Raw genomic sequence first — 26,079 nt, 5'->3', positions numbered from 1 at the left:
GGGGGTTGGCGGGGCCACAAAAACCCCCCCTTTCACCCCCCCCCCCCCGTGGCCAACCGGGGCCCAACCCCCCGGGCCCCCGGGGGGGGGGGGGGGCCCCCCCCCCCCGGGGGGGGGGGGGGGGGGCGGCGGTGCATCGGTCACTGGTTCGGCCGGCGTCTCCACCGGCGGCGTCAGCGATGCCACTTCCGCCGGCGGCGTGCGAGTGAGATACGGATCGAGCGCGCCCGACACATAGGCGGTTCCCGCCGCGGCGACGGAGCCGCCGACGACGAACAAAAACGCCTTCAAAGGATTAATTGCCATATTTCCCTGCCCTTAGCCACCTAATGCGGTCTAGCCTGTTTTGCCCAAGGCGACAAGAACAAGGGGGGCCGACAGGAAAAAGGGCCGACACGAATAAACGGGGCCGACAAGAAAAAACCCGCCCGGGCTTGACCGCGAATAAAGACCCAATCACCAATCATCTCATGAACACGATTCGATCCATCTGCGTCTATTGCGGCTCGTCGCCGGGCCGCGATGTAACCTATGCCAAGGCCGGACACCTGCTTGGGCGTTCGATCGCCAAGTCCGGCCTGCGTCTGATCTATGGCGGCGGCACCAGGGGCATCATGGGAGCCGTCGCCGAGGGCGCAATGCGGGCCGGCGGCAAGGTGACGGGGATCATTCCGCGCTTCCTGATCAACAGGGAGGCCACCGAAACCGCGCTTGACCGGCTTGACGAGCTCGTCATCACCGAAAACATGCACGAGCGCAAACATACGATGTTCGAGAAATCCGACGCGTTTGTGGCGCTTCCGGGCGGCATCGGCACTGTCGAGGAAATCATCGAGATCATGACCTGGGGCCAGCTCGGCCATCATCGCAAGCCGATCGTCTTCGGCAACGTTGGAGGATTCTGGGACCCGATGCTGGCGCTGCTCGACCATATGATGGCCGAAGGCTTCATCCACACCGCGCAGCGGGTCAGGCCGCTGGTGGTCGACGATCCGGAAGCGATCGTCGCTGCCATCATGGTCGCGGGATCGTCGGTCGACGCACCGACCGAAGGCGTGCAGTCGGTGATCGACAAGCTTTAGGGTATAGGGGAGTATGTAGTGCATGCCGCGCTCATGAGGCGCTGCCCTACTGCCCTACTGCCCTACTGCCCTACTACTGCCCTACTGCCCTACTGCCCTACTGCCCTACTGCCCTACTGCCCTACTGACCTACTGACCCGCCAGATGACATTGCCGACATCGTCGGCGACGAGCAGTGCGCCGCTCTGATCGATAGCAACGCCGACCGGACGGCCCATCGCCCTGCCGTCACGCCCGACGAAGCCAGCGAGCACATCTTTCGGGGGACCGCTCGGTTTACCACCGCGGAACGGCACGAAGATCACCTTGTAACCGCTGAGCACACTTCTGTTCCACGAGCCGTGCTGACCAACGAACGCGCCGTTGCCGTAGGCTGGGCCGAGCGACGCCCCTTTGGAGAAGGTCAGTCCCAGCGAGGCGGTATGGGAACCCAGCGCGTAGTCGGGCTTGACCGCCCTAGCCACGAGACCGGGGCGCTGCGGCTTGACGCGTTCGTCGACGTTCTGTCCGAAATAGCTGTAGGGCCAGCCGTAAAAAGCGCCGTCACGAACCGAGGTCATATAGTCCGGCACAAGATCGTCGCCGATCTCGTCACGCTCGTTCACGGCGACCCAAAGCTTGCCGGTTTCAGGGTTCCAGGAGAGCCCGTTCGGGTTGCGCAGCCCTGACGCGAAGACCCGGGTACGGCGGGTCGACCGGTCCACTTCAAGGACGGCGGCGCGGTTCTTCTCCGCGGCCATGCCGTTTTCTCCAACGTTACTGTTGGAGCCGACGGTGACATAGAGCTTGCGTCCATCCGGACTTGCGATCAGATCCTTGGTCCAATGATGGTTGAGATCTCCGGCCGGTAAGTCGACGATCTTTTCCGGCGGCGTTCTGGCTCGGGTCTGGCCATTGGAGTAGGGGAAAGCGACAAGCGCGTCGGTATTCGCTACATAGAGAATGCCTTTGGACAGCGTCATACCAAAGGGAGAATTGAGGCCTTCTGCGAACGTCCTGCGCACATCCGCAATGCCGTCGCCATTGGTGTCGCGCAGGAGCGTGATGCGGTTGGCGCTTTTGGTCGCGGCCCCGGCGCGCTTCATAGCGAGGTCCATAAAGACCTTTCTAAGGCTGAAGCCTTCGTCATGCTTGGCAGGGGCATTGGTTTCGGCAACCAGCACGTCCCCGTTCGGAAGCACGTGCAGCCAGCGCGGATGGTCGAGGCCGGTGGCGTAGGGGTTCACCGTCAGCCCGTTCGCCGGGGTCGGCATACCACCTTTCTGCCAGCCTTTCGCCTCGGCGATGTTGACGGTCGGGATCAGCGTCGGTCTTGGTTTCGGTAAGGTTGGGTTGGGGCCATAGCCGATTATTGCCCCCGTTTTCTGCGCCGAAAAGCCAGCGCAGCCGGCAATGACGGCTCCCAATACCGCTATGAGTAGGCTTCGTGGGAAGCCGGCATGCATCGGACGTCCTCCGCATGGATTGCGTCGTGCTCTTTACGCAAACGCGAGTCAACGACGTATTATTCCAATGGCTCCAAACAACGGCGTTGGTACGCCGCCTCGGATGGCCGTCAAAACAGTCACACGAAAACGGTTCGCCCGTGCTAATAATCACAGTCTAGGTCCCCGCCACGCGGCGTATTCGAGAGACTGGCGACGCGATCATGAACATCCCTCTCAATCCAGACGGCAGCGATCTGTCGCCTTACCTGCCGGACGAGCACGGGCTGTTCTTCGTCTATCACTTCGCCGCCGAAGGCACGAGAACCAAAGACGCGACCGCCACACGCTGGACATGGCGCAGCTACCAGCTTTCCGACATGCGCGCGCGCCACGAGATCGCCACCGAGCCGGCTTTGCCGCCGCCGGTGCGCGATGCCTTCCTGTCGGCCGGCCATGGCTGCCATATCGACCTCGAGGGCGACTGGCTGTACGGCGATTTGCCGGACCTGCGCCACGACTATTCGGCGGAGGCGCGCGGGCTTGGCCATTTCCGCTTCGCCTTCAACGACACGATGCTGATCGGCGGCCGCAAGCAACCGCTGCAATCGGTCGACAAAATCCGCAAGGCGATCGACAACGGATCGCGAAAGTTCCGCTCTCCGGCCGAACTGATCGAGGCTGTCATGGGCCAGTCGCTCGACGGCATGACGACGGAACTCGCTGGCCTTGGCGACACGCTCGATGGCATCGAGGACCGCATCGTCTGCGATGCATGGCACAATGAGCGGCAGGCGCTGGTCGATGCGCGCCGGCAACTGGTGGTGATCCATCGGCAGATGGCGACGCTGACCAGCCTGTTCCGCCATCTCGACCATTCGCATCGCAATGACCTGCCGGACGCAATCAACGACATGGCGGCACGGCTTTCGCACCGCGCCCATACGTTGCATCATGACGGCGAGCAATTGCAGGCCCGCGCCCGGCTCTTGCAGGACGAGCTGATGGCCAAGCTGACGACGCAGTCGAACCAGTTGCTTTACATGCTGTCGGTGATGACCGCGGTGCTGTTGCCGATGACGATCGTCTCAGGCCTGTTCGGCATGAATGTCGGCGGGCTGCCGCTGGTCGACACGCCGGTGGGCTTTTGGGTGGCGTCGGCGATATCGCTCGCCGTCGCGGTGGTCGTCTATCTGTTCGTCAGGCGGCTGGGGCGCGGGATGTAGCGGCAACCGTTACAAGGTCGCGCGAAAATCCTCGATGACAGTGCCGGCGGCGCGCGCCTCCGCTTCGTGGTTCGGCTCGCGCCACTCCTCTGCAAGGGCTGCCGCGTACCATTCGCGCATCGCCGGCAGAGCCAGCAATCGCGCCGGATAGGTGGCAGCCGCGCCCTCGAAGGACAGTCCGTAGGACTGAACCCTAAACGCCACCGGGGCAAAGAAGGCGTCAACGGCAGTGAAGCGATCGCCAGCCAGGAACGGTCCGCCGAAGCGGCGAAGCCCGTCGTCCCAGAGATCGCCGAGGCGAAAAAGGTCGTGCTTCAGCGCATCCGACATCGGCACCGGCGCGACGCGGACACCGCAGTTCATCGGACAGGAGCCGCGCAAGGCGGTGAAGCTCGAATGCATTTCGGCCGCTGCCGACCGCGCCCAGGCTCGCGCCTTCGGCTCGGCAGGCCAGACGCCAGCGTGGCGCTCGGCCAGATATTCGGTGATGCCGAGCGAATCCCAGACTGCCCAGCCGTCGTCAATCAGGCACGGTACGAGGCCGCTGGGCGAGAACGGCCGGTAGAGGCTCCAACTCGATCCGGTCGGAAACGGTGTCAGCCGCTCCTCGAAGGCGACGTCCAATGTCCGCATCAGCACCCATGGCCGCAGCGACCACGAGGAATAATTCTTGTTTGCTATGTGCAGCACGTACATCGAAAATCCTCGCTCTAACGCATTGCCGGCCGGATCTCGCGGCCGCGGAACATCGACCAGGAATAGATCGCCAGCGCCGCCCAGATCAGGCCGAAGGCGATGGCCTGGGTGCTGCCGAAGGGTTCGCCGAAAATCAGCACGGCGATCAGGAACACAATGGTCGGCGCGATATACTGCATGATGCCGATGGTGGAGAGACGCAGCAGCTTGGCCCCGAAGCCAAACAGCAGCAGCGGTATGGCGGTGACCGGGCCGCAGCCGATCAGCAGTGCGGTATCGTTCAGGGAACTGGAGACGAAATGGTCCTGCCCGGTGACGATGAGGAAGATGATGTAGCCGAGCGCCGGCACCGACAGCAAAAGCACTTCAAGCAAGAAACCCTGGCTGGGACCGATCGGCAGCGTCTTGCGGAAGAAGGCGTAGGCGGCGAAGGAAAACGCCAGCACCAGCGACACCCAGGGCAGCTTGCCGGCGTCGATCGTCAGCACCGCGACCGCGATGGCCGCCAGCACCACCGCCGCGATTTGCAGCCGGTCGAGCCGTTCGCTGAGCAGCAGCGCGCCGACGACGACGCTGACAAGCGGGTTGATGTAGTAGCCAAGCGCGGTCTCGATGGTACGGTCGACCGCGATGGCCCAGACATAGATGCCCCAGTTGACCGAAATCAGCGCCGCCGTCAGCGCCGCCATGGAAATAATGCGCGGCGAACGCAACGCCGCTTTGAAATCCGCCGTGCGGCCGGCCCAGATCAAAACTGCCGCCGCGATCGGCACCGACCAGACGATGCGGTGCGCGATGACTTCGGCCAGTGGCAGATGTGCAACCGCCTTCATATAGAAGGGCAGCAACCCCCACAGGAGATAGGCGCCCAGCGCCAGCAGGAATCCACGCCGGGCCTTTGAGTCTGCTTCGAGCTGAATTGCGTCCGTGGCCATGGCCCAACGCTATGCGCCAGCCGCCGGGCCAAGACCATCGCAAAGTTCTGATGGATCAATGGACTTTCGCTGATGGTTCAATCCTACTCCGCCGCGACCAGCCCGGCCATCTCGCGGTTCTTCATCAGCTTGTAGACGATCGAATCCATCAGCGCCTGGAATGAAGCGTCGATGATGTTTTCTGAGACGCCGACCGTCCACCAGCGGGCGCCGGTTGCATCGTGCGATTCGATCAGCACGCGAGTGATCGCCTCGGTACCGCCATTGAGGATACGCACCTTGAAGTCGGCGAGCTCGAGGTCGGCGATCTCGTTCTGAAATTTTCCAAGATCCTTGCGCAGCGCGATGTCGAGCGCGTTGACCGGACCGTGCCCTTCCGCCACCGACATTTTCTCCTCGCCATCGACCAGCACCTTGACGATCGCCTCTGAGACTGTCTTCAGCTGGCCATTGGCGTCGAAGCGGCGCTCGACCATGCAGCGGAACGAGGTGACGCTGAAGAATTCCGGCAGGCCGTGCAGCATCTTGCGCGCCAGCAGCTCGAAGCTGGCATCGGCGCCTTCATAGGCATAGCCCTCGGCCTCGCGCTCCTTGACCACTGATATCAGCGCGTCCAGCCGGTGATCGTCTTTCGGCATTTCGATGCCGCGCCGTTTCAACTCGGCGAGGAAATTGGCCTTGCCGCCCTGGTCCGAGACCATGACCCGGCGGCGGTTGCCGACCGCTTCCGGCGGCACATGCTCGTAAGTGGCCGGCTCCTTGGCCAGCGCCGAGGCATGGATGCCGGCCTTGGTGGCGAAGGCGGAAGCGCCGACATAGGGCGCCTGCGCTTCCGGCGCGCGGTTCAGCAATTCGTCGAAGGCGCGGGACAGGCGCGATATGCCGGCCAATGCTTCGGCCGAGATGCCTGTCTCGAAGCGGTTGGAAAAGGCCGGCTTCAGCGCCAGCGTCGGCACGATCGAGATCAGATTGGCGTTGCCGCAGCGCTCGCCGATGCCGTTCAGCGTGCCCTGGATCTGGCGCACGCCGGCCTCGACGGCGGCCAGCGAATTTGCCACCGCCTGGCCGGTGTCGTCATGGGCATGGATGCCGAGATGGTCCCCCGGTATGCCTGCCTCGATGATCTTCTCGACGATGGCGCGCACTTCCGACGGCTGCGTGCCGCCATTGGTGTCGCACAGCACCACCCAGCGCGCGCCGGCGTCGTAAGCGGTCCTGGCGCAAGCCAGCGCATAATCGGGATTGGCCTTGAAGCCGTCGAAGAAATGCTCGCAGTCGACCAGTGCTTCCTTCCCGGCAGCAACCGCCGCCTCGACCGACGCCTTGATCGCCTCGAGGTTTTCTTCGTTGGTGCAGCCCAGCGCGACGCGGACATGGTAGTCCCAGCTCTTGGCGACAAAGCAGATGGCGTCCGACTTCGACTGGACCAGTGCCGCAAGGCCTGGATCGTTCGAGGTCGACACCCCTGCCCGCTTGGTCATGCCGAAGGCGACGAATTTGGCGGTGGCCGTGCGGTGCTTGGCAAAGAAGGCCGTGTCGGTCGGATTTGCGCCGGGATAGCCGCCTTCGATATAATCGACGCCGAACCCGTCGAGCAGCCCGGCGATGGCGATCTTGTCCTCGACCGAAAAGTCGATGCCCGGCGTCTGCTGGCCATCGCGCAGTGTGGTGTCGAAGAGATAGAGGCGCTCGCGGCCCATGATCATTTCCCCGCAAACTTATCCGTCGCCCGGATCAGCCGGTCGAGGATGCCCGGCTCCGAATAGGCATGGCCGGCGCCCTCGACCAGATGGAAGTCCGCCTTCGGCCACGCCTTGTGCAGCGCCCAAGCATAGCGCGCCGGGCACGGCATGTCGTAGCGGCCATGGACGATGGTGCCGGGGATGTCCTTCAACTTGAAGGCATCACGCAGCAGCTGCCCTTCCTCAAGCCAGCCAGCATGGACGAAATAATGGTTCTCGATGCGGGCGAAGGCGACGGCGTAATCGTCTTCGCCAAACCGGCTGCTGGTTTCCGGATCGGGCAACAGCGTGATCGTCTCGCCTTCCCACAGGCTCCAGGCCCGGGCGGCCTCGACCTGTGCCTTGCGGTCGCTGCCGACCAGCCGCTTGCGATAGGCGGCCATCATGTAGCCGCGCTCGGCCTCAGGGATCGGCGCCAGGAAGCGCTCCCATTTGTCGGGGAACATTTCCGAGACGCCGAACTGATAATACCATTCGAGCTCCGCGCGCGTCAGTGTGTAGATGCCGCGCACGACCAGTTCGCTGACCCGCTCGGGGTGCGTCTCGGCATAAGCCAGCGCCAGGGTCGAGCCCCACGAGCCGCCGAACACCAGCCATTTGTCGAAGCTGCACATGTCGCGCAGGCGCTCGATGTCGGCGACCAGATGCCAGGTAGTGTTGGCCTCGAGCGAGGCGTTGGGCGTCGACTTCCCGCAGCCGCGCTGGTCGAACAGGATGACATCGTAAAGCTTCGGATCGAACAGCCGTCGGTGCTTTGGCGAAATGGTGCCGCCCGGTCCGCCATGCAGGAACACGGCCGGCTTGGCGCCCCTGGTGCCGGAACGCTCCCAATAGACCTGATGGCCATCGCCGACATCGAGCATGCCTGAGTCGAAGGCCTCGATCTCCGGATAGAGGGTGCGCAGGTCATTGCTCATAATTTCAGGCCCTGCTGCGGCCAATTGGCCGTCTCGTGATCCGGATGCTGGAAGGAGATGATCGATTCCTGCCGGGTGTAGTAGTCAGGATCGTCATGGACCGGCGCGTCGAAGATCTTCTCCACCCAAGGCAGCCGGGCGGCATAGTTGATCTGGATCTGCGGTGCGAGGTCGGAGCGATCGTCAAAGGCGCCGATGGCGATCTCAAGCCCGCCAGGCTGCCTGTAGGTCAACGGCGTGCCGCAGCGGCTGCAAAAGCCGCGATCGATGTTGACCGACGACTGGAAATAGCTCGGCTCCTCGCGCACCCATTCGACACCGTCCTTCGGCACCGTCACCAGCGCGCCGAAGAAGGAACCGAACTGTTTCTGGCACATGCGGCAATGGCAGATGGAAGGGCGTCCAAGCGCCCCACGAATGCGGAAACGCACGGCGCCGCACTGGCAGCCGCCGGTTCGAACGGTTTCGGTCATGATCTTTCCTCCGGCGGCCATTGTTCGGTGTCGTGGTCGGGGTGCTGGTAAGAAACGAGATCGGCGAGATAGGAGGACGACGAAACATCGGCCATCGTCTCCTCGCCAGGCAATTCGTGAATGTGATCGACATAGGGGAGTTTTGCTTCGGTGCCCCACTGGATGGTCGGCGCGATCTCCTCCGCATGGTCGAAGGCCGCGATGGCGAGTGCGATGCCGTCGGGCGCCTCGAAAGTCAGCGGCGTGCCGCAATCGGCGCAAAAACCGCGCCAGGCGGCGTTGGAGGAACGAAAGCGTTTGGGCGCGCCGCGCGTCCAGTCGAGTTTTGCGCCACGCACCGACACCAGCGGCAGGTAGAAATTGCCGCTTGCTTTCTGGCACATGCGACAATGACAGACGGAGGCGTCGCCCAGCGCGCCTTCGACACGGAAACGCACGGCGCCGCACTGGCAGCCGCCTGTGTAGACCGGTCTGTTATCCAGGCTCATCACTTCACTCCGGGGCATGGCAGACGGCTTCGACATTGTTGCCGTCGGGGTCGAAGACAAAGGCGCCATAGTAGTTCGCGTGATAGTGCGGACGAAGGCCCGGCCCACCATTATCCTTGCCGCCGGCGGCGATGGCGGCGGCGTGGAAGGCATCGACTTCAGCGCGGCTGCGCGCGGTGAAGGCGACATGCTGGCGGTCCTTCGGCTTGTCCTTGCCTTGATGCAGCCAGAACACCGGCCGGTCGCGGCCATAGCCGCCGACCTTGGCGCCGCCAGTAAATTCCTGCGGCACCATGTAGAGCAGCGAGGCACCGAGCGGTGCCATCGCCCTGTCGTAGAAAGCTTTCGACACGTCGAAATCGGAAACGGTGATGCCAAGATGGTCGATCATGGAACTACCTCCCTCGCTGGTTCGCCGGCCGGCATTTCGGCAGCGGACAGGCCGGCTTCGATGACGATGTGCTGGCAGACATTGTCGATGTCGCGAATGACGTCGTCGTTCCAGAAACGCAGGATGGTCCAGCCCAGCGCTTCTAGCTTCGCGCTTCTTGCCAGATCGGATGCCGAAGCTTCAGACCGGGCATGCTGGGAGCCGTCCAGTTCGACAATCAGCTTTTTGGCGGGGCAGGCGAAATCGACGATATAGTGGGCGATAGGCATCTGCCGCCTGAAGGCTAGTCCCATCAGCCTGTGCGCTCTAATCTCATTCCAAAGCTTCAGCTCGGCTTCGGTCATAGCGCTGCACATCTTGCGCGCATTGCTGCGGTTGTTGGCGGGTACTGGGAAATGCGTCATCGCGGTTCGCCCCCCTCTGTCCTGCCGGACATCTCCCCCCTCAAGGGGGGAGATTGGACGGCACTTCGGCTTTCGCCAATCGCTGTCGTTGGTGATTGGGCGCCTCCGGCGAAGCTGCCAATCTCCCCCCAGGGGGAGATGTCCGGCAGGACAGAGGGGGGTGCCTCGCGCCACCTTCACCGCTTTACCTCCCAGTTGGTGATGCGGGTGCCAGTGGCGGGGTCCTTGCCGTCCTTCAGTTGCACGCCCTGCGCCAGAAGCTCGTCGCGAATGCGGTCGGCCTGGGCCCAGTTCTTGGCGGCGATCAGTTCCAGGCGCCTGGCAATGGCCTTGGCGATGGCATCTTCATCGACCTTGGCCGGCGCAACGTCGAAGCCGAGGAACGACAGTGCCGCCTGCAGCGAAGCGGCAGCATGGTTGCCCACGGCGGCGTTGCCGCCACCGGCAGCATTGGAATCCACAGCCTCGCCGGCCAGTTGCGTCAGCACCTGGAACGCGGAATAGGTTGCGAGATCGTCCGACAAGGCTTCCACCACTTCGACCGGCAATTGCTTGGCCGCCGCCGGTGCCAGGTCCGCCGCCCGCTTCCATTTGCGCAGCGTATTTTCCGCCTCTTCCAGCTTGCGCACGGAAAAGTCGATCGGCTCGCGATAATGCGTTATCAGCATCGCCAGCCTGAGCACCTCGCCCGGCCACTTGCGGCCGCCAAAGGTCTCCGTGTCCAGCAACTCGTTGATCGAGTAGAAGTTGCCCAGGCTCTTGGACATCTTCTGCCCCTCGACCTGCAGGAAGCCGTTGTGCATCCACACCTTGGCCATTACCTCGGTGCCATGGGCACAGCGCGACTGTGCAATTTCATTCTCGTGGTGCGGGAAGATCAGGTCGAGCCCGCCGCCATGAATGTCGAAGACCTCGCCGAGATAGGCGGCCGACATCGCCGAGCACTCGATGTGCCAGCCCGGCCGGCCCCTGCCCCACGGGCTGTCCCAGCCCGGCTCTTCCGGCGAGGACAGCTTCCACAGCACGAAATCGCCAGGGTTCTTCTTATGCGGATCGACGGCGACGCGAGCGCCGGCCTGCTGCTCGTCGAGATTGCGTTTCGACAATTGGCCGTAGTCCGGCATCGAAGCCGTGTCGAACAGAACTTCGCCTGCCGCAACATAGGCATGGCCGCGTTCGATCAAGCGTTGAATCAAAGAGATCATGTCGACCTTGCCATCTGCGCGCGGCTCGACGAATTCAGTGGCCCGCGGCTCGACCGTAGGTTGCAGGCAGCCGAGCGTCGCCACGTCCTTGTGGAACTGGTCGGCGGTCTTTTCGGTGACCCGCCGGATCGCCTCGTTCAGCGACAGCACTCCCGAGGCAATCTCGGTGCCGAAATCGCGCAGTGCGCGGTCGTTGATCTTGTCGTCGACATCCGTGATGTTGCGCACATAGGTGACGTGCGCTTGCCCGTAGAGATGGCGCAGCAGACGAAACAGCACGTCGAAGACGATCACCGGTCGCGCATTGCCGATATGGGCAAAGTCGTAGACCGTCGGGCCGCAGACATACATGCGCACATTGCGCGGATCGATCGGGAAGAAATCCTCCTTGGTCCGCGTCAGCGTGTTGTAGAGGCGCAGGCCCTTCGATGCGTCAAACATTCGTGCCTTCCCGGTGCGTTACTTTTTGGTTGGGGCCACTTGCGCCGAGACGCAAATCAGCCACCAGCCTGCTGGCCGGGGCGTTTGTCCACTCTAGAAGGAAGATAGGCGAAAACGTCCGGACCAGCGCGAAGCTAGCCAATAGTGCAGATGCCACAAATGGCGAAAGACGTTCTCATGAGCGGCTTTATCGCCTCAGCCAGTGTTGCCGTCAAGTCGCAACTTTCGGCAAAAGAGCCGCTGGATCACAGGTAATGACGCGGTGAAACATTTATTAAACATCTCGGCACAGTCATGAAACATTCACCGGCTAGATCAGCAGATGTCACGATTTGGTCGGATTCGACCAGCAAACGCGGACACGAAGACGTTACCAGGGAAGAGAAAAATGCCTCGAGCCAAGCAGGACTCCAGCAGCGCCAAGCAACCGGCGCTCGCCAGTCAATACCGGGCGATCGGCCCGGCCGCGATCGTCGCCGCCCTTCTCCACACAGCGAAGAAGAAGAAGCCGGTGCAGAAGATCACCTCGCCGCGCGCTGCCTGATGTGACGTGCGGCCGGCGGGTTCGCCAGGAAATGGCAGCGCCGGCAATGAAGGCGCTGAAGCGCCCCAGAAAATAGCAGCTACTGCTGAAACAAGCTCATCTGACTGTCGTCGGCGCCCGGCTTCCGGCGCCTGGCCTTCTCGAACTCCGGCCACCTTTCCTGAATCTCCGGCCCGGTGTTGGCGACCTTGTTGACGAGGTCGGAAACCGGGACGGCCTCGAAGAAATCGAGTTGTGCCGGTTTGAGCAGGTCGGCCACGTCGCGCGGCTCGAGCGTGCGGCAATCCAGCCAGCGGGCGAAATCCTGCGTGGCTATCACCACCGGCATGCGGTCGTGGATATGGGCAATGTCGGCATTGGCGTTGACGGTCAGGATGGCGCCGGTGTCCATCTCCGAGCCGCCCGGTTCGGCATAGCTCTCGATCAGTCCGGCGAAGGCGACAAGCCCGCCATGCTTCGGCCGCACCCAATAGGGCTGTCCCCGCTTGCCGCCTGATTGACGCCATTCGTAGAAGCCTGAAGCCGGCACCAAAGCGCGGCGATGGCGCATGGCGGCGCGAAACGAGGCCTTCTCCGCTGCTCCCTCCGAGCGCGCGTTGAACAGCAACGGAAACGCGCGCGTGTCCTTCACCCACGTCGGGATCAGCCCCCAGCGCACCAGCATCGGCTGCCGGTCTTGCAGGTTCGAGTCTGGCAGGTTCGACCTGGCGCCCGCGGCAAGCCTGCAATCGCCATCAGCACCGGCTGCGTCGGTGCGATGTTGTAGCGGGGCGGGAAATCCTCCAGTTCGGACAGACCGAGAAAAGCGGCGGCCCGGTCCGGCGTGGCGGTCAAGGCGAAGCGTCCGCACATATGCTGAAACTCGTTGGATTGGTCGGATGTGAAGGTGGCGATGGAACCGGCGTTGCGCAACCGCTAATGCTTGTTCTCGCCGACCGGTCCACAACCGGCTGCGGCAAATGGCGATCGGGGTCCATGGACGAGATGCGCAAAATACTCCCGGCTGTATCGGTCGCCATTGTCCGCGGCGACACGGTGCTGCTGGTCAAGCGGGCGCGGCAGCCTTCGCAAGGATTCTACGCGTTTCCAGGCGGCAAGGTCGAGGCCGGCGAAACGCTGGAACAAGCCGCGCAGCGCGAATTGCTGGAGGAAACCGGGTTGCATGCGCACAACTACCGCCGCCTTCGGGAAATCCACATCGACGGCGGCAGCGACGGGCATCCGGTCGACTATCTGCTGACGGTATTCGGCGCCACCTATGCCGGCGGCGAGCCCGTGGCCAGCGACGACGCCGAGACCGCCGCCTTCTATACACTCAGCGAAATGACGGCGCTGCCGCTTGCCGCTTCGGTATTTGCCGTTGCCGACGAATTGCTCAGGAATACAGGCGCGTAACCTCCAAAATCGCCTTGCAGGCGACAAATTGTTTGGCCACATAGATTTATGATCCGCGCATCGGTTTTCCTTGCAGCTTGCCTCGCCGCCAGTACGGCAATCGGGACGCGGCCGGCCATGGCCACCGAGTCGCCGTTCGAGCCGGGGCTGATGCGGCTGGCCGAGGTGCTTGGCTCGCTGCATTTCCTGCGTAATCTGTGCGGCGAGAAGGGCGACCAATGGCGGGTCGAGATGGAGAAGCTGATTGCTTCGGAAAACCCGAACCCGGAGCGGCGCGCCCGCTTCATCGCCAGCTTCAACCGCGGCTACCGCTCCTTTGGCGGCACCTACACACAGTGTACCGCCTCGGCGACCGAAGCCATCAGCCGCTACATGAAGGAAGGCGAGACGCTGTCGCGCGACATCGCCTCGCGCTACGGCAACTGAGCCTGGCCTGGCTCCCCCTGCTTGTGTCCCGGCCCGCTTGTGTCTGGTGGCGTCTTGGTGCAATTGTTGTGTTGCACTTCTGCAACGGTGTTAACAAAACGTTACGGCGCGGATGTGGAATTAACTCAAACTGAAGGTTTTCATCCCGCTCGCCGGCCTAATCGGCTAAGTTTTGAATCGGATCGAACGCAGGTTTGCAAAACGTGACGAACCCTTGTCGAAACGACCCCAGAAATGTCGTATTTACAAGTACTTACTTAACCTGCGAGTAAAAGGGACAGCCCAAGCCTGATCCGCATCCGCCGGATCGCCGCTTGAAAAGGGTGGACATCGCAATGGAACATGGCGTCAACGACATCGACGCGCTGGTCAGGGAAGAAAAGCGCCTGACTGCAGTGGAAAGCCACAGCGAGGCCTGGGCGGAAGGGCTTTCGGCCGGAATCGAGACGGAAATCATCGCCGAGGCGGCCCTCGAAACCGCGTTCGGCGAGATGCTGCGCGCCAATGGCGAGACCTCAGCCCTTGCCTTGCTCGACCGCATGCGTGAAAAGGTCATAGCTGGGGCCTTCGAGCCGGGACGGCTGCGGCACTGATTGGCATCAGGCTCTTCGATGACGGCGTGCCGCTTGGGCGTCATGCCCCGGGCACCTGGGCGGGCCTGGGCAGCTGGACGGAATCATGGAGAGGCAGGCGGTGAATTTTTCGACGTCAGGCCAGCCGCGTGGCTTGGCCCTCAGCATCCGGCTTGCCGCTTTTTGCGCCGCGTTTCCGCTGGCGCTTTGCCTCGCAATCAGCCCCGCCTATGCTTTGAGTGAAATCAAGCGCGAGGACCTGCCCTCGCCAGTCACGCCGCCCGCCGACGACGACATGTCGCCGCCCGGAACCGCGGTGCCGACGCCCGGCCCGCTCGGCGCGACGCCGCCTGCGGCGAGCCAACCGACGCCACCCGACGAACGGGAACAGGTCGAACCGGGCGGGCCAACAGACGATGGTGGCATAGCCAATCCGCAAGTCGACCCGGATGAACCCTTGCCCGAGGTCGTCTACGATCTCGGCAAGCTGCCGGAGCCGGTCAGGCGCATGCACGATTTGATTATCGGGGCCTGCAAGAGCGGCGACATCGAAAAACTCCGGCCGCTGATCGGCCAGGGCGATGCGATGACCCAATTGTCGCTGGCCGAGATCGAAGGCGATCCGATCACCTTCCTGAAAGGGCTTTCGGGCGACGCGGAAGGCCAGGAAATCCTCGCCATCCTGGAAGAGGTGCTCAGTGCCGGCTATGTCCATGTCGATGTCGGCACGCCGCAGGAGCTCTATGTCTGGCCATATTTCTTCGCGCTGCCGCTGGACAAGCTCGACGCCAGGCAGCGGGTCGAGCTGTTCAAGATCGTCACCGCCGGCGACTATGACAGCATGAAGCAGTTCGGTGCCTACATCTTCTACCGCGTCGGCATCACCCCGGATGGACAGTGGACGTTTTTCGTCGCCGGAGACTGAGCGGCATAGCCTCTCCTACCCTCAAGCCCGCCCAGAGCATCGGAGTCGATACCGGTTTTGGGAGAATCCGATGCTCAAACAGAAGATAAGCGGCGGGACGATGCGATTTGAAAGTCCGCCGCTCTATACCGCCAGCGCCTCGGAAAACTCCACCGCACTGCCCTGTCCGGGTGTGACGATCTCGCCTTCCCACATTACGCGCCGGCCGCGCACGATCGTGCCGACCGGCCAGCCGGTGACTTGCCGGCCGTCGTAGGGCGTCCAGCCGGCCTTCGAGCCTGCCTGCGCATTGGTGATGGTCTCGCGGCGCTTCAGATCGACGATCGTGAAATCGGCGTCGTAGCCGGCGGCGATGCGGCCTTTCCTGGCCATGCCGAAGATACGCTGCGGGCCGTGGCTGGACAGGTCGACGAAACGCTGCAACGTCAGCCGGCCGGCATTGACGTGATCGAGCATGATCGGCACCAGCGTCTGCACGCCGGTCATGCCCGACGGCGAGGCCGGGTAGGGTTTCGCCTTCTCGGCCAGCGTGTGCGGGGCGTGGTCGGAACCCAGCACATCGACAATGCCTTGCGCAATGCCGCGCCAGATGCCGTCGCGGTGGCGCGATGCGCGTACCGGCGGGTTCATCTGGATCAGTGTGCCAAGCTGCGCATAATCATCCGCGCTCAGCGTCAGATGATGCGGCGTCGCCTCGCAGGTCGCGACGTCCTTGTGCTGTTCGAGGAAAACAATCTCCTCGGCGGTCGAGATGTGCAGCACGTGGATGCGGGCGCGAACCTGGCGCGCAATGCGCACCAGGCGCTCGGTGCAGCGTAAGGCGGCGATCTCGTCGCGCCACACAGGATGCGAGGCCGGGTCGCCCTCGATGCGCTGGCCAAGCCGCTCGCGCAGCCGGAATTCGTCCTCGGAATGGAAGGCCGCACGGCGGCGCGTATTCCTCAGGATCGAGGCAACGCTTTCATCGTCCTCGACCAAAAGGTCACCGGTCGACGAGCCCATGAACACTTTTATGCCGGCAGCACCGGGTAGCCGCTCAAGGTCGCCGGCGTCCTTTGCGTTCTCGCGGGTGCCACCGACCCAGAAGGCAAAGTCGCAATGCATGCGGCCGGTGGCACGCCGAACCTTGTCGGCAAGCGCTGCTTCACTGGTGGTCAGCGGGTTGGTGTTGGGCATCTCGAAGACGGCGGTGACGCCGCCCAGCGCCGCTGCCCGCGAACCTGTCTCCAGATCTTCCTTGTGCTCCAGCCCCGGCTCGCGGAAATGCACCTGGCTGTCGACGACGCCCGGCAGGATGTGCAGGCCGCGACAGTCGACCGTTTCGCCAGCGGAAGCCTGGCCGAGATCGCCGATAGCGGCGATGCGCCCGCCGTTGATGCCGATGTCGCGCCGGCCTTCGCCGTCGTGGTTGACCACCGTGCCGCCTGTCAGGATGAGGTCGTAGGTCGTGGCCATGCTGATCCGGTCTCTTGCGGGGGGAGTGCCAGCGGCTTACGTAATGGCCGACCGTTTTGCAAGATCAGGTTCTTTTCCGCCCATGCCCTTTGCCCAGTTGAAAGATCGCGCGCTCGTTTCCGTGTCAGGCCCGGATGCCGAGAGTTTTTTGCAGAACATTCTGACCACCGACCTCGACGCGCTGGCTCCCGGCGAGGCAAAGCCGGGCGCTTTGCTGACGCCGCAAGGCAAGATTCTGTTCGACTTCCTGATCTCCCGCGCTGGCGAGAATTTGTTCCGCCTCGAATGCCGATCCGATATATCAGACGATTTCATACGCCGGCTGATGCTCTACAAATTGCGCGCCAAGGTCGAGATCGCCAAGGCAGATCAGGGACTTGTCGCTGTTGTTTGGGGGGATGATTCAACTGCTTCGCAGTTTGATTCAACGCCGGTTGCCGATGCACGGTTCCGCGACGCAGTCGTCAATCGCTTTTATGGCGCCGCTGCCGCTGGCGGCGACCCGGCCGCATGGCAAGCTCTGCGCATCGCCCATGGGATTGCCGAAAGTGGCAGCGACTATCAGCTCGGCGACGCCTTCCCGCATGATGTGCTGCTCGACGAGACCGGCGGCGTCGGCTTCAGGAAGGGTTGCTATGTCGGCCAGGAAGTGGTTTCGCGGATGCAGCATCGCGGCACCGCCAGACGGCGGGTGCTGATCGTTTCGGCCGAACGGCCCCTGCCCGCTCCTGGCACAGAGTTGACAGTTGCAGGGCGACCGGTCGGCACGCTTGGCACGGCCGCCGGCACGGCGGGCCTCGCCATAGCCCGCATCGACCGCGTCAAGGCAGCGCTCGACTCCGGCCAGCCGATCATGGCGGATGACGTCCCTGTGTCGCTCACCATCCCGGCCTGGGCGAAATTCATCTTCCCGCAGGAACCCGTCGGCGCGGAGGAGGCCTGATGGCGGCTGACCGTCCCGGCGCGCCGCCGCGCGCCTGGCAGCGCATGCTGTCGGGCCGGCGGCTCGATCTGCTCGACCCCTCGCCGCTCGACATCGAGATTTCGGACATCGCCCATGGGCTTGCCCGCGTCGCCCGCTGGAATGGCCAGACCATCGGCGATCACGCCTTTTCCGTCGCCCAGCATTCGCTGCTGGTCGAGGCGCTTTTCGGCGAGCTGGTGCCGGACGCCCCAGCCGATGCGCGGCTGGCGGCTTTGCTGCACGACGCGCCGGAATATGTCATCGGCGACATGATCTCACCGTTCAAATCGGTCATGGGCGGCAGCTACAAGGAGTGCGAGCTGAGGCTGCAGCGTGCCATCCATCTGCGCTTTTTGCTGCCGGTCGAACCGGTTGCGGGCCTGCGCAAGGAGATCAAGCGCGCCGACCAGATCGCCGCCTATTTCGAGGCGACGCTGCTTGCCGGTTTTTCGACCGCCGAGGCGACCGAATTCTTCGGCCGGCCGCGCGGCTTCAATGCCGACCGCTTCGATTTCACCCCGCGTTCGGTGACCTGGGCGCAAAACGCGTTTCTCAAACGGTATGCGGCAATCGAGAAATCGCGGCGCCAAACAGTGCAGCCGGCCGACTGAAAAACGCTGAGGGGATACAGCGCCGTGTTCGGGCGGGGAGCCGAAGGTGTGAGCCTGCCGCGACGGATAGAAGGCTGGGGCTTCGATCGGATAGAACCCCTGCTACCGTCCCTGTCGGTCGAGCCGCTCCAGGAACCACTGCGTCAGCCGCACCCAGACCTCATCTTTTTCGCCAGAGTCCTCCCAGCCATGGTCGAGGTTGGGATTGTCGTTGACCTCTATGACGAAGACACCGTCCTTGGTCTCTTTGAGGTCGACGCCGTAGAGGCCATCGCCGATGCAGCGCGCCGCCCTCACCGCCGTCTCGACGACATGGGCCGGCGCCTCCTTCAAGGTGAAGGTCTTGATGCCGCCCTGGTCAGGCTTGCTGTTGGCCTTGTGGTTGACGATCTGCCAGTGCTTCTTGGCCATCAGGTAGTGCACGGCAAACAGCGGCTGGCCGCCGAGCACGCCGACGCGCCAGTCATATTGGGTCGGAATGAATTTCTGTGCGATCAGGAGATCGGAATCCTCCAGCCATTCGGTGGCAAGCGTCTTCAACTCCTCAAAGGTAGCGCATTTCTTGACTCCGCGTGAAAACGACGAGTCCGGGATTTTCAGCACCAGCGGAAAGCCCAGCGTCTGCGCCGCCACTTCAAGGTCCGAGATGCCGGCGATCATCACCGTCGGCGGCACCGGCACCTTGTTGTAGGTCATCAGCTCGTTGAGATAGACCTTGTTGGTGCAGCGGATCATCGACAGCGGATCATCGATGACCGGCATGCCTTCCTGCTGGGCGCGGCGCGCGAAGCGGTAGGTGTGATTGGAGATCGAAGTCGTCTCGCGGATGAACAGCGCGTCGTAGTTGGCGAGCTTGGCCAGATCCTTTTTGGTGATCGGCTCGATTTCGACGCCCATCTTCTCGGCGATCTTGGCCCAATAGCGCAGCGACGAGATCTCCGATGGCGGCAACTCCTCATGCGGATCGACCAGCGTGGCGAAGGTGTAGCGCGCCGGCGTGCGGCCCTTGGTGTCACGCCACTCGCGGCTGGTGTAGGTCTCGAGGCACTGAAGAAAGCGCTTTTCTTCGTCCTCGGTCATCCTGGCCAGCGGATGGAAGCCGATCTTGCGGATCGACGCCCATTCGGCGTTGTCCGTGATATGGACTTCCAGCGCCGGCGCCCGGAACCAGTCGAACAAAAGCTTGGCGAAGCGATCCCAAATCTTCGACGAGCCGATGCCGAAAAAGATGCAGACTTTTTGCGGAAAGGCTCCGCCCAGATCCTTGCGGCATTTGTTGAGCGCGAGTTCCAGTTCCGGCAGCGCATGCTCGTAGAGCTTGCGCTCGGACAGGTCGATCATCGTCTCGACCGTCGGAATGACCTTGTGACCGCGCGAACCGGCGAGCAGCGAGGCATAGTAGCCGCGGCTTTGGTAGCCGTAATTGTTCGACAGGTTGATGACTTTCGGCCGTTGGCCGCGAAACAGCGCCGGATGCGCAAGATAGTCGCGATTGGTGATGATCTTGTGCGGTGTCGCCACCTGATCGAGATCGTTCTGCCGGCCGGTAAGGATGACCCAGGTCATTGTCTTCAGCGCTTTCCGAGGATTATGGCGGCACGCAATCCATCGCGGCCGAATTGCGCCATGTTCATGAAGATGCCGTAAGGCACCGGAATGTTGGCGGCATCAAGGATGGTCTCCTGTCTCTCGTCTTCGACCCAGGGATCGTGGATCAGGATATGGTCGCCATCGTCGCCGATGGCCAGCACCCAGTGCGGAACCTTCTTGCCGAACATAAGGAAGCCGCTGATCAGGACCAACACCAGTTTTCCTTCTGCGATTGCGGTGCGGATATCGTCTATGGCGAATGGACGGTAATTCACCGGGATGCCGTAACGTTCCGCGCGCCGGCGAAAGTCGACCTGCGCCAGTTCCATCACCCGGCGCTTGTCTTGGCTGCGCACCGACTGCAGGAACAGCGCACCATGAAAGGAGACATATATCTCAGCAGACAGCCCACTTTCGTGGCCGGCAACGGCGAGGCCGAACGGCTCGCAGCCGCCCGGCCCCGACATCATGAAAACGGTGGTCGACTCGCGCCACAAACGGATTTCCATCACCGGGTCGGGCACGAAGCCGGCATCGAAATTGGCCATCGCCATCATCAGGCAGCACGGGCCGCAAGTGAAATCGCAGGTCTGCTGGTAGAACGGCACCCTGGTGGCGACCGGAATGTCGCCGCGCAGGGTCTTTTCGTAGCGCAGCGCCGTGGCGCCGTCCTCGTAATAGCCCGGTTCGCGGCCGATCTTGCGGTAGCCGCTCTGCTCGTAAATGCGGATGGCTCGGCTGTTGTCCTCGCGCACCTCGAGACGCAGCATCATGCGGTTGTGCTCGAAGGCGGCTTCCTCGGCCCGTTCCAGCAGCATGCGGCCAATGCCGAGCCCGCCGGAAAACGGACCGGTGGCAATGGAATAGAGCCGCGCGACTCCGCTGCCCTTGCGAAACAGCACGACCGCATAGCCGGCGATGCGGCCGTCGTTTTCGGCAACCAGCATCTCGGCGGTCTCGCGTACGATCAACTGACGAAAGGAACGGCGGGAAATGCGGTCGCCAGAGAAAACAGCTTTTTCGATCGCCGCGAGGTCATCGACGTCGGACGCGCGGGCCGTGCGAATCTCGGCAGGCATGCGGGCTTGGAAAACCTCGATTGGATTCTTGGAAAGGCCTGGTCAGAAGTGTCGACAACACAGCCGAAGCGCCAGCATCCGTCAAGCGCTATCGCACCTCGATTCGGGCTGAATTGTGACAGTTTCGGCGGCGCATGACCCCCAAAAAAATCGAAATCGATTTTCGGAAAGTATCATGCGCAAAAATTAAGTGCCGCAGCCTTTGCGTGTCCAAAGACGCGGCGCTGTAGACGCAAGCTTTGAAAAACAGCGCAGCTCAGCTGGCAAGCCCGGCGACAAGCTGGCTGTAGGCGCTCTTCGCCACTGCAGTCAGCTGCGCGCGCGGCAGCGAGCCGACGACGGCGCAGCCATAGCCCTTGTCCAACCAGTAGATCGCCTCGGGGCCGTCTTCTTCCGATCCATAAGTGCCCTTGGTCTTCTCGGCCGATTCCGCTGTGACGAACAGCGAGATGCGCTCGCCCTTGGCGTCCTCATAAAGCAACATCGCGGCCTTGCTCTCGCCAGCGGGCAGCAGCCGACCGCCGATGAGCTGGAATCCTTGCGCCGCCAGATCCGGTGCGACCAGCTTCAGGCCGAGCCTATTGGACAGCCAGGTCTGCAGATGATCCTTGTCGCTGGCCGGCACTTCCACCGCATGCCGCTGCTCGGCGGCATAGAGGACATGGGCTGCGATCGCCTGTTCGGCGAGTTGGTCCTCGGCCGGATCTTCCAGACCGAGATGGTCGATGCCGGCGACATAGCCGCCAACACCGCCGATGGCCAGCATCGCCGCTGCGGCGGCCGCCCGCCACCAGCGCGAGCTCGATGCCGCCGTCTTGACCGGCCCCTCGCCGAACACGATATTTTGCAACCGCGCCGGCACCGGCTCGTCGAGCACGCCGGCGAAGGCGGCACGAAGTGCTGCGCGGTCGGCGACATAGCGGACGCTCCTCGCCTTCATTTCAGGATTGGCCTCGAGCCAGGCGTCATAAGCCACGCGCTCGTCAACCGGCAGCTCGTCATCGAGGGCCATATGGATGTCGCGTTCGGAAAAGTCGCGCCGGGTCATTTCTCGACGATCCTTATCGCCCGGCGACGCGCGGCATCATCCAGCAACCCGCGCAACTCGTCACGCCCGCGCGCGATGCGCGACATCAGCGTGCCGGCCGGAACGCCGAGGATGTTGGCGGCCTCGGCATAGGAAAAGCCTTCGATGGCGACCATGACCAGTGCTGCGCGCCGATCGGGGCTGATCGCCTGCAACGCGTCGATGATCTCGCGCGAGGCGATGCTCTCCACCTGCTCAGCGGGCGCTGCCTGCGCCTCGCGCGCTTCCAGCGGCAAGATCGCTGCTTCGCCGCGCCGGTTCACCTTGCGCATCTGGTCGATGAACAAATGATGCATGATCGTAAACAGCCACCTCCTGGGGCTTTCTCCAGTCTGCCAATTGTCGAGCCGCACAAGCGCCCGTTCGAGACAGTCCTGAACGAGATCGTCGGCGGAATCGCGATCGCGCAGCAGCGAGCGCGCGTAACGGCGCAGGCGTGGTATCTCGCCAAGGATTGCTGCCTTCTTTTCGTCCATGACCGCTGGTTCTGAGGTCGCCCTTGTTCATCCGATTGAACGCGCCTTCACGGCGCGGCGCAAGCGGCCAGCGCGAAGCGGTCCGCCGCCCGGCCACCCAAGCAATGCAATAACGCTGGCGCGGACCGGTTTATTCCCGGTGGGATTGAGAGGCAACGCAGAGTCCTCTCATCGCGGGCCCCGATAACCCGCCGTGGCATGTGCGGAAGGCGCAGCGAGCCGCCGAGTTCCTTCGCACCCCTCCAGCGCTGCGAAATATCCCACGCCGTATTGGGACTCACAGTTGAACCGCCCAGACCGGGCTCGCCAGCGTCAGTCTTCCCATGCCTCGTCAGTAAATGCCTTCATGTCGAAGTTGGGATCGGATGGCCCCAACGCGGCACACTTCTCCTGCCACACCGCAATCCTGTCACGTAAAGGCTTGCAGGCGTGGTTACGCTCAAGTTCATGCAAAAGCGCAATCCGCACGGCTTCCGTTTTGCTGGCGGCGTTGATCTCTCGCTGCAGTTTCGTGGGCAACGCATCCACTTCGTCATCGCGAATATAGAGCGGCACTTGAAAGTCTCCTTCGGGATATTCAAATATTTCATTTTGAATATCCAAACAACAGACCTTTAGGTTCCTCTCGCTGCTCTTGTCAGCAGCCGCTGATAGAACAGGCCGATGCCGATCAGCACCGCGCCGAGGCCGATGAAGGACAGCGCCCTCAGAACGCCTTCCAGTTCCGACATGTCGAAGAGGAACACCTTCAACACCGCGACCGAGATCAGGGCGGCCGACGCAACGCGCAGCACCTGCGACTTCAGCCAGACGCCGGCGGTTAGCAGCGCCACGCCGATGATCAGCCACAGCGCGGAATAGGTGTAGGTCTCGAGCTGGCCGAGGCCGCTCCACAGGCCGATGAACTCGCCCTTGAACAGCCGCCGCACCGACAGCGTCGCATAGACGAAGGCGAGCAGCGCCGCCACCAGCGCCAGCATCGCGGCATACCATTTCGGCCGCTTGTCACGGGCGTAGAGCGCGAGCCCGCCGGCAGCGAGGGCTGGCAAGAGATAGGCGAGGAACAGCAGGTTGAACACCGGGATCCGGCCGGTTGATTCGTCGGTAAACAGCGGGTTCAGCGCCACAAAATGCTGGATGACGATGAAGGCGACCGAGACGACGCCCGCGGCAAGCGAACCATAGCGCAGCACCAAGCTTGGCGAGCGCATGTCGACGGCGACCAGGATGGCGCCGGCGCCGATGGCGATCAGCGTGTAGATCGCCTGCTCGGCGAGCGTCGCAGCACCCATGTCGATGACGCCGCCATGCATGGCATGGCGCACCAATATGGCAACCGTGAGCACTGCAAACAGCGCTGCGCCCGCTTCCATGGCGAGGCGTGGCCGGCCATTTGTGGTGCGGGCGAGTTGCCAGGCGGCGAAGCCGAAGGCAAGCGCCGGCACGCCGTAGCCCGGCAGCAGCCAGTTGAACACCGGCGTCCTCGACAGGAATTCAGCGCCGACGATTGTCGGATCGAAGGCGATGCGACCGAGCACCGCGATGACCGCAGCGACCGAAATCCAGCCGAGCACCGGGTAGGCGCGCCAGCGGGTGGCCAGCGCCGGCACGATGGCCGCGGCACCCAGAAGCATGGTCGTCCAGCCGGACCCAAAGGCCATGTAGAGCATCAGCAAGGCAGCGACTGCTGCCCCGCCAAGCGCGAACGAGACGGCCGCACCGCCCCGCAGCGGCGGCTGTTCACCGCGCGCAATCCACTCGCCGCCGGTGGCGAAGACCACCACCAAAAGGGCTGCAACCGCCGCGTAGACAAGATCGCGGTCGAGATTGCCGAAGGTGAACCAGAGCGCCAACAGAATGACCAGCGGCGCGACAACGCCCCATGCCGCCCATGAGGCGGCGCGGATGTGAGCCGATGCAGCATATTTGCGCGCTGCCCAGAAGCCGGCTGCGATGAACACAAGTCCGAGAACGATGCCGATCCTGAGTATCAGCGTATCGGCAACTGCCGCCGGCAGGCCATCGACGCCGAGAGCGCCACCCGAAAAGTCTGAAACGACAGAGGTTGGCGGAATGATGCCGAGGTAGACCAGAACCGTCGCCAGCCCTGCGGCGTGCAGAAGCGCCAGCGCCAGCGGTCGGTAGAGCGCTACCGCGACCAAGGCTGCGATAAGGGCTGCACCCGGCAGAGCATCGCCGGCAGCGTATGCGGGGTCGACGAACAGCGCCATCGCCGAAAGGCCGACGAAGAAGCCAGGCGCGACCGATGGCCAGTCGAAGCCCCTGGCGGGTTCTGCTTCGCCACCGCGACGGCCGAGCCAGACGAGGGCGAGCACCGCCAGGGTCACCGCATTGATAAAGAGGACGACAGGCAGGTTGGTGCCCGGCGCATCGGTCATGTAAAGAATGGTCCAGAGGCCGGTGCCGACGAACGCTGCCGCCATCAGCAATTTCCAGTCGCGCAGGCGGGCGATCACGCCGGTAGCGGCGAGCACAATCGCCAAATAGCCGAACAGCGCCCAAGGATTCGGCGCCTGCGAGGCGACCAGCATGGGCGTCACCACCGCGCCGAGCAGGCCGACACCGGCCAGCGCCTTGCCATGGACGAGGGCTGCTGCGATCGTCGCCACACCGATGGCGCCGAGCAGCGTGAAGGCGAGCGCCGGCCCGATGAAGCCGTAGACGCCATGCGCGGCATAAACCGTGCCGAACAGGATGAAAGCACCGGCCGCCGTCAGGATCGCCGGAATATAGGCGCCGGCGACTCCCTGCACCGGCACCTTGAAGCCGGTACGGCGGATGAACTCGCCGACGGCGACCAGCACCAGCCCGAGCATTGCTGCCATGCTCAGCCGCACGCCGGGACCGAAAATGCCGGCCTCGATGGTGTAGCGGATCAGAAACAGCCCGCCCAGCGCCAGCGCAATGCCGCCGACCCAGACCGCCCAGCGGGTGCCGAGCGCCGTTTCAATATCGGGTTTTTGGGCCGGTTTCGCCGTCGCGGCCACCGGTTGCGCAGGTGCAGGCCCAGCCGGCGCCGCTTCACCCGCAGCCCACGGTCCGGATGCAGCCTCCGTGGCTTCAACCTCCGTGGGCGGCTTTTCCTCAGCAGCAGCTTCGCCCGCCGGTGGCGGGGCAATGTCGGTGACGGCCGCAATTGCCGCGTCTGCCGGCATGCTGTCGTTTGCGGCCTGTTCTACCGGCTTGGCCTGCGGCGGGGCCACATGGACGCCCGAAAGCACGAGGCTGCGCAGCGCACCAAGTTCGCGCTCGATCAGGCCGATGCGGCTCTGCTGGCGCGAGATAATGACGAACAGCGCGATGATCGCGACGAGGCCGATCAGGCTTTCGAACATGGCGGTTCCCCCAAACCAAGCCAGTAGTGACCGACAAATACGGCGGCCAGACGGCCAGCCGAGTCAGCGCCGCCAGACTGGCGAGCGGAAAGACTGGCGAGCGGAAAGATCGAGCATGTTTCGGTGCCGAAAGCCAGCGGCGGCGCCTTGTATTTGTTGTCGATGATGCGCTGGA

Annotated in this window: 26 protein-coding genes and 2 pseudogenes; 9 read left to right on the top strand and 19 right to left on the bottom strand. The window is 63.3% G+C overall.

The genetic code is table 11. The features are described from left to right. A pseudogene (locus tag AC0L2K_RS12675) lies at positions 1–306 on the bottom strand (hypothetical protein); the annotation flags it as partial. A gap of 164 nt (positions 307–470) precedes the next feature. On the opposite strand from AC0L2K_RS12675, the gene AC0L2K_RS12670 reads away from it, so the two are divergent. After that, the gene (locus AC0L2K_RS12670; RefSeq protein WP_027152697.1) at positions 471–1,082 is read left to right on the top strand and encodes an LOG family protein; all 612 of its coding nucleotides are present in this window, start codon (positions 471–473) and stop codon (positions 1,080–1,082) included. A 113-nt stretch (positions 1,083–1,195) separates the two neighbouring features. On the opposite strand, the gene AC0L2K_RS12665 is transcribed toward AC0L2K_RS12670, so the two are convergent. Next, positions 1,196–2,527 (bottom strand): PQQ-dependent sugar dehydrogenase, encoded by a 1,332-nt coding sequence (locus AC0L2K_RS12665; RefSeq protein ID WP_473531494.1) that lies wholly within the window; start codon positions 2,525–2,527, stop codon positions 1,196–1,198. Positions 2,528–2,730: 203 nt separating this feature from the next. Here AC0L2K_RS12665 and AC0L2K_RS12660 point away from each other — a divergent pair, with 203 nt between their 5' ends. After that, on the top strand, positions 2,731–3,732 hold the full coding sequence (locus AC0L2K_RS12660) for a transporter (protein WP_287174989.1): 1,002 nt from the start codon (positions 2,731–2,733) through the stop codon (positions 3,730–3,732). A gap of 9 nt (positions 3,733–3,741) precedes the next feature. On the opposite strand, the gene AC0L2K_RS12655 is transcribed toward AC0L2K_RS12660, so the two are convergent. The 9 genes from AC0L2K_RS12655 to cysS form a co-directional block, all read right to left on the bottom strand. Next, positions 3,742–4,428 (bottom strand): glutathione S-transferase family protein, encoded by a 687-nt coding sequence (locus tag AC0L2K_RS12655; RefSeq protein WP_473477369.1) that lies wholly within the window; start codon positions 4,426–4,428, stop codon positions 3,742–3,744. A 14-nt stretch (positions 4,429–4,442) separates the two neighbouring features. Beyond that, positions 4,443–5,363, bottom strand: a complete 921-nt coding sequence (gene rarD / locus AC0L2K_RS12650) for an EamA family transporter RarD (RefSeq protein ID WP_128170805.1) — start codon at positions 5,361–5,363, stop codon at positions 4,443–4,445. A gap of 83 nt (positions 5,364–5,446) precedes the next feature. Then, on the bottom strand, positions 5,447–7,063 hold the full coding sequence (gene cimA / locus AC0L2K_RS12645) for a citramalate synthase (RefSeq protein ID WP_287216733.1): 1,617 nt from the start codon (positions 7,061–7,063) through the stop codon (positions 5,447–5,449). A gap of 2 nt (positions 7,064–7,065) precedes the next feature. Next, on the bottom strand, positions 7,066–8,022 hold the full coding sequence (pip, locus tag AC0L2K_RS12640) for a prolyl aminopeptidase (protein WP_473531493.1): 957 nt from the start codon (positions 8,020–8,022) through the stop codon (positions 7,066–7,068). Next, positions 8,019–8,495 carry a GFA family protein gene (locus tag AC0L2K_RS12635; RefSeq protein ID WP_023800738.1) on the bottom strand — a complete coding sequence of 159 codons (477 nt, stop codon included), beginning with the start codon at positions 8,493–8,495 and terminating at the stop codon, positions 8,019–8,021. Before AC0L2K_RS12635 ends, pip begins: the two co-directional genes overlap by 4 nt. Beyond that, a complete protein-coding gene (locus tag AC0L2K_RS12630) occupies positions 8,492–8,983 on the bottom strand; it encodes a GFA family protein (RefSeq protein ID WP_128170808.1) in 492 nt (163 codons plus the stop codon). Before AC0L2K_RS12630 ends, AC0L2K_RS12635 begins: the two co-directional genes overlap by 4 nt. 4 nt (positions 8,984–8,987) lie before the next feature. After that, positions 8,988–9,374: a VOC family protein gene (locus AC0L2K_RS12625; RefSeq protein ID WP_128187863.1), complete on the bottom strand. Its 387-nt coding sequence runs from the start codon at positions 9,372–9,374 to the stop codon at positions 8,988–8,990. Next, positions 9,371–9,778, bottom strand: coding sequence for an endonuclease domain-containing protein (locus tag AC0L2K_RS12620; RefSeq protein WP_473531492.1), 408 nt, complete (start codon positions 9,776–9,778; stop codon positions 9,371–9,373). Before AC0L2K_RS12620 ends, AC0L2K_RS12625 begins: the two co-directional genes overlap by 4 nt. A 176-nt stretch (positions 9,779–9,954) precedes the next feature. Next, complete coding sequence (gene cysS / locus AC0L2K_RS12615; RefSeq protein WP_473531491.1) at positions 9,955–11,424, bottom strand: cysteine--tRNA ligase; 1,470 nt, start codon at positions 11,422–11,424, stop codon at positions 9,955–9,957. A 388-nt stretch (positions 11,425–11,812) separates the two neighbouring features. Here cysS and AC0L2K_RS12610 point away from each other — a divergent pair, with 388 nt between their 5' ends. Continuing rightward, positions 11,813–11,968, top strand: coding sequence for a hypothetical protein (locus tag AC0L2K_RS12610; protein WP_023800743.1), 156 nt, complete (start codon positions 11,813–11,815; stop codon positions 11,966–11,968). Between the two features lie 79 nt (positions 11,969–12,047). On the opposite strand, the pseudogene AC0L2K_RS12605 reads toward AC0L2K_RS12610, so the two are convergent. Beyond that, a pseudogene (locus AC0L2K_RS12605) lies at positions 12,048–12,820 on the bottom strand (SOS response-associated peptidase). A 123-nt stretch (positions 12,821–12,943) separates the two neighbouring features. On the opposite strand from AC0L2K_RS12605, the gene AC0L2K_RS12600 reads away from it, so the two are divergent. The 4 genes from AC0L2K_RS12600 to AC0L2K_RS12585 all read left to right on the top strand — a co-directional run bounded on the left by AC0L2K_RS12600 (position 12,944) and on the right by AC0L2K_RS12585 (position 15,286). Beyond that, positions 12,944–13,363, top strand: a complete 420-nt coding sequence (locus tag AC0L2K_RS12600; protein WP_128187865.1) for an NUDIX hydrolase — start codon at positions 12,944–12,946, stop codon at positions 13,361–13,363. A gap of 48 nt (positions 13,364–13,411) precedes the next feature. Then, positions 13,412–13,789: a TIGR02301 family protein gene (locus AC0L2K_RS12595; protein WP_287312045.1), complete on the top strand. Its 378-nt coding sequence runs from the start codon at positions 13,412–13,414 to the stop codon at positions 13,787–13,789. Between the two features lie 335 nt (positions 13,790–14,124). Further along, positions 14,125–14,382 carry a hypothetical protein gene (locus AC0L2K_RS12590; RefSeq protein WP_023800747.1) on the top strand — a complete coding sequence of 86 codons (258 nt, stop codon included), beginning with the start codon at positions 14,125–14,127 and terminating at the stop codon, positions 14,380–14,382. A gap of 100 nt (positions 14,383–14,482) precedes the next feature. After that, on the top strand, positions 14,483–15,286 hold the full coding sequence (locus tag AC0L2K_RS12585) for a hypothetical protein (protein ID WP_287229971.1): 804 nt from the start codon (positions 14,483–14,485) through the stop codon (positions 15,284–15,286). Positions 15,287–15,409: 123 nt separating this feature from the next. Here the strand turns inward: AC0L2K_RS12585 and AC0L2K_RS12580 are convergent, their stop codons facing one another. Beyond that, positions 15,410–16,741, bottom strand: a complete 1,332-nt coding sequence (locus AC0L2K_RS12580) for a dihydroorotase (RefSeq protein ID WP_473531490.1) — start codon at positions 16,739–16,741, stop codon at positions 15,410–15,412. A gap of 82 nt (positions 16,742–16,823) precedes the next feature. On the opposite strand from AC0L2K_RS12580, the gene ygfZ reads away from it, so the two are divergent. Both ygfZ and AC0L2K_RS12570 read left to right on the top strand, forming a co-directional pair. Beyond that, entirely contained in the window at positions 16,824–17,684 is an 861-nt protein-coding gene (gene ygfZ, locus AC0L2K_RS12575; protein WP_473531489.1) for a CAF17-like 4Fe-4S cluster assembly/insertion protein YgfZ, read from the top strand. Continuing rightward, on the top strand, positions 17,684–18,316 hold the full coding sequence (locus AC0L2K_RS12570; RefSeq protein ID WP_128170814.1) for an HD domain-containing protein: 633 nt from the start codon (positions 17,684–17,686) through the stop codon (positions 18,314–18,316). Before ygfZ ends, AC0L2K_RS12570 begins: the two co-directional genes overlap by 1 nt. A gap of 102 nt (positions 18,317–18,418) precedes the next feature. Here the strand turns inward: AC0L2K_RS12570 and AC0L2K_RS12565 are convergent, their stop codons facing one another. The 6 genes from AC0L2K_RS12565 to AC0L2K_RS12540 form a co-directional block, all read right to left on the bottom strand. Continuing rightward, complete coding sequence (locus AC0L2K_RS12565) at positions 18,419–19,882, bottom strand: RimK family protein (RefSeq protein WP_473531488.1); 1,464 nt, start codon at positions 19,880–19,882, stop codon at positions 18,419–18,421. A 5-nt stretch (positions 19,883–19,887) separates the two neighbouring features. Continuing rightward, positions 19,888–20,985: a peptidase C39 family protein gene (locus tag AC0L2K_RS12560; protein WP_473531487.1), complete on the bottom strand. Its 1,098-nt coding sequence runs from the start codon at positions 20,983–20,985 to the stop codon at positions 19,888–19,890. A 256-nt stretch (positions 20,986–21,241) separates the two neighbouring features. Then, positions 21,242–22,033 (bottom strand): anti-sigma factor family protein, encoded by a 792-nt coding sequence (locus AC0L2K_RS12555; protein ID WP_023800755.1) that lies wholly within the window; start codon positions 22,031–22,033, stop codon positions 21,242–21,244. Continuing rightward, positions 22,030–22,548, bottom strand: a complete 519-nt coding sequence (locus AC0L2K_RS12550; protein ID WP_023800756.1) for a sigma-70 family RNA polymerase sigma factor — start codon at positions 22,546–22,548, stop codon at positions 22,030–22,032. The genes AC0L2K_RS12555 and AC0L2K_RS12550 overlap by 4 nt, the downstream gene beginning before the upstream one ends. A 312-nt stretch (positions 22,549–22,860) precedes the next feature. Then, positions 22,861–23,103 carry a type II toxin-antitoxin system VapB family antitoxin gene (locus AC0L2K_RS12545; protein ID WP_473531543.1) on the bottom strand — a complete coding sequence of 81 codons (243 nt, stop codon included), beginning with the start codon at positions 23,101–23,103 and terminating at the stop codon, positions 22,861–22,863. A 59-nt stretch (positions 23,104–23,162) separates the two neighbouring features. After that, the gene (locus tag AC0L2K_RS12540) at positions 23,163–25,904 is read right to left on the bottom strand and encodes a DUF2339 domain-containing protein (protein WP_473531486.1); all 2,742 of its coding nucleotides are present in this window, start codon (positions 25,902–25,904) and stop codon (positions 23,163–23,165) included. Positions 25,905–26,079 lie beyond the last annotated feature (175 nt).

Source organism: Mesorhizobium sp. WSM4817 (assembly GCF_055811135.1).
Note: the sequence above shows the minus strand (reverse complement) of the source record. Positions and strands in the feature narration are given on the sequence as shown.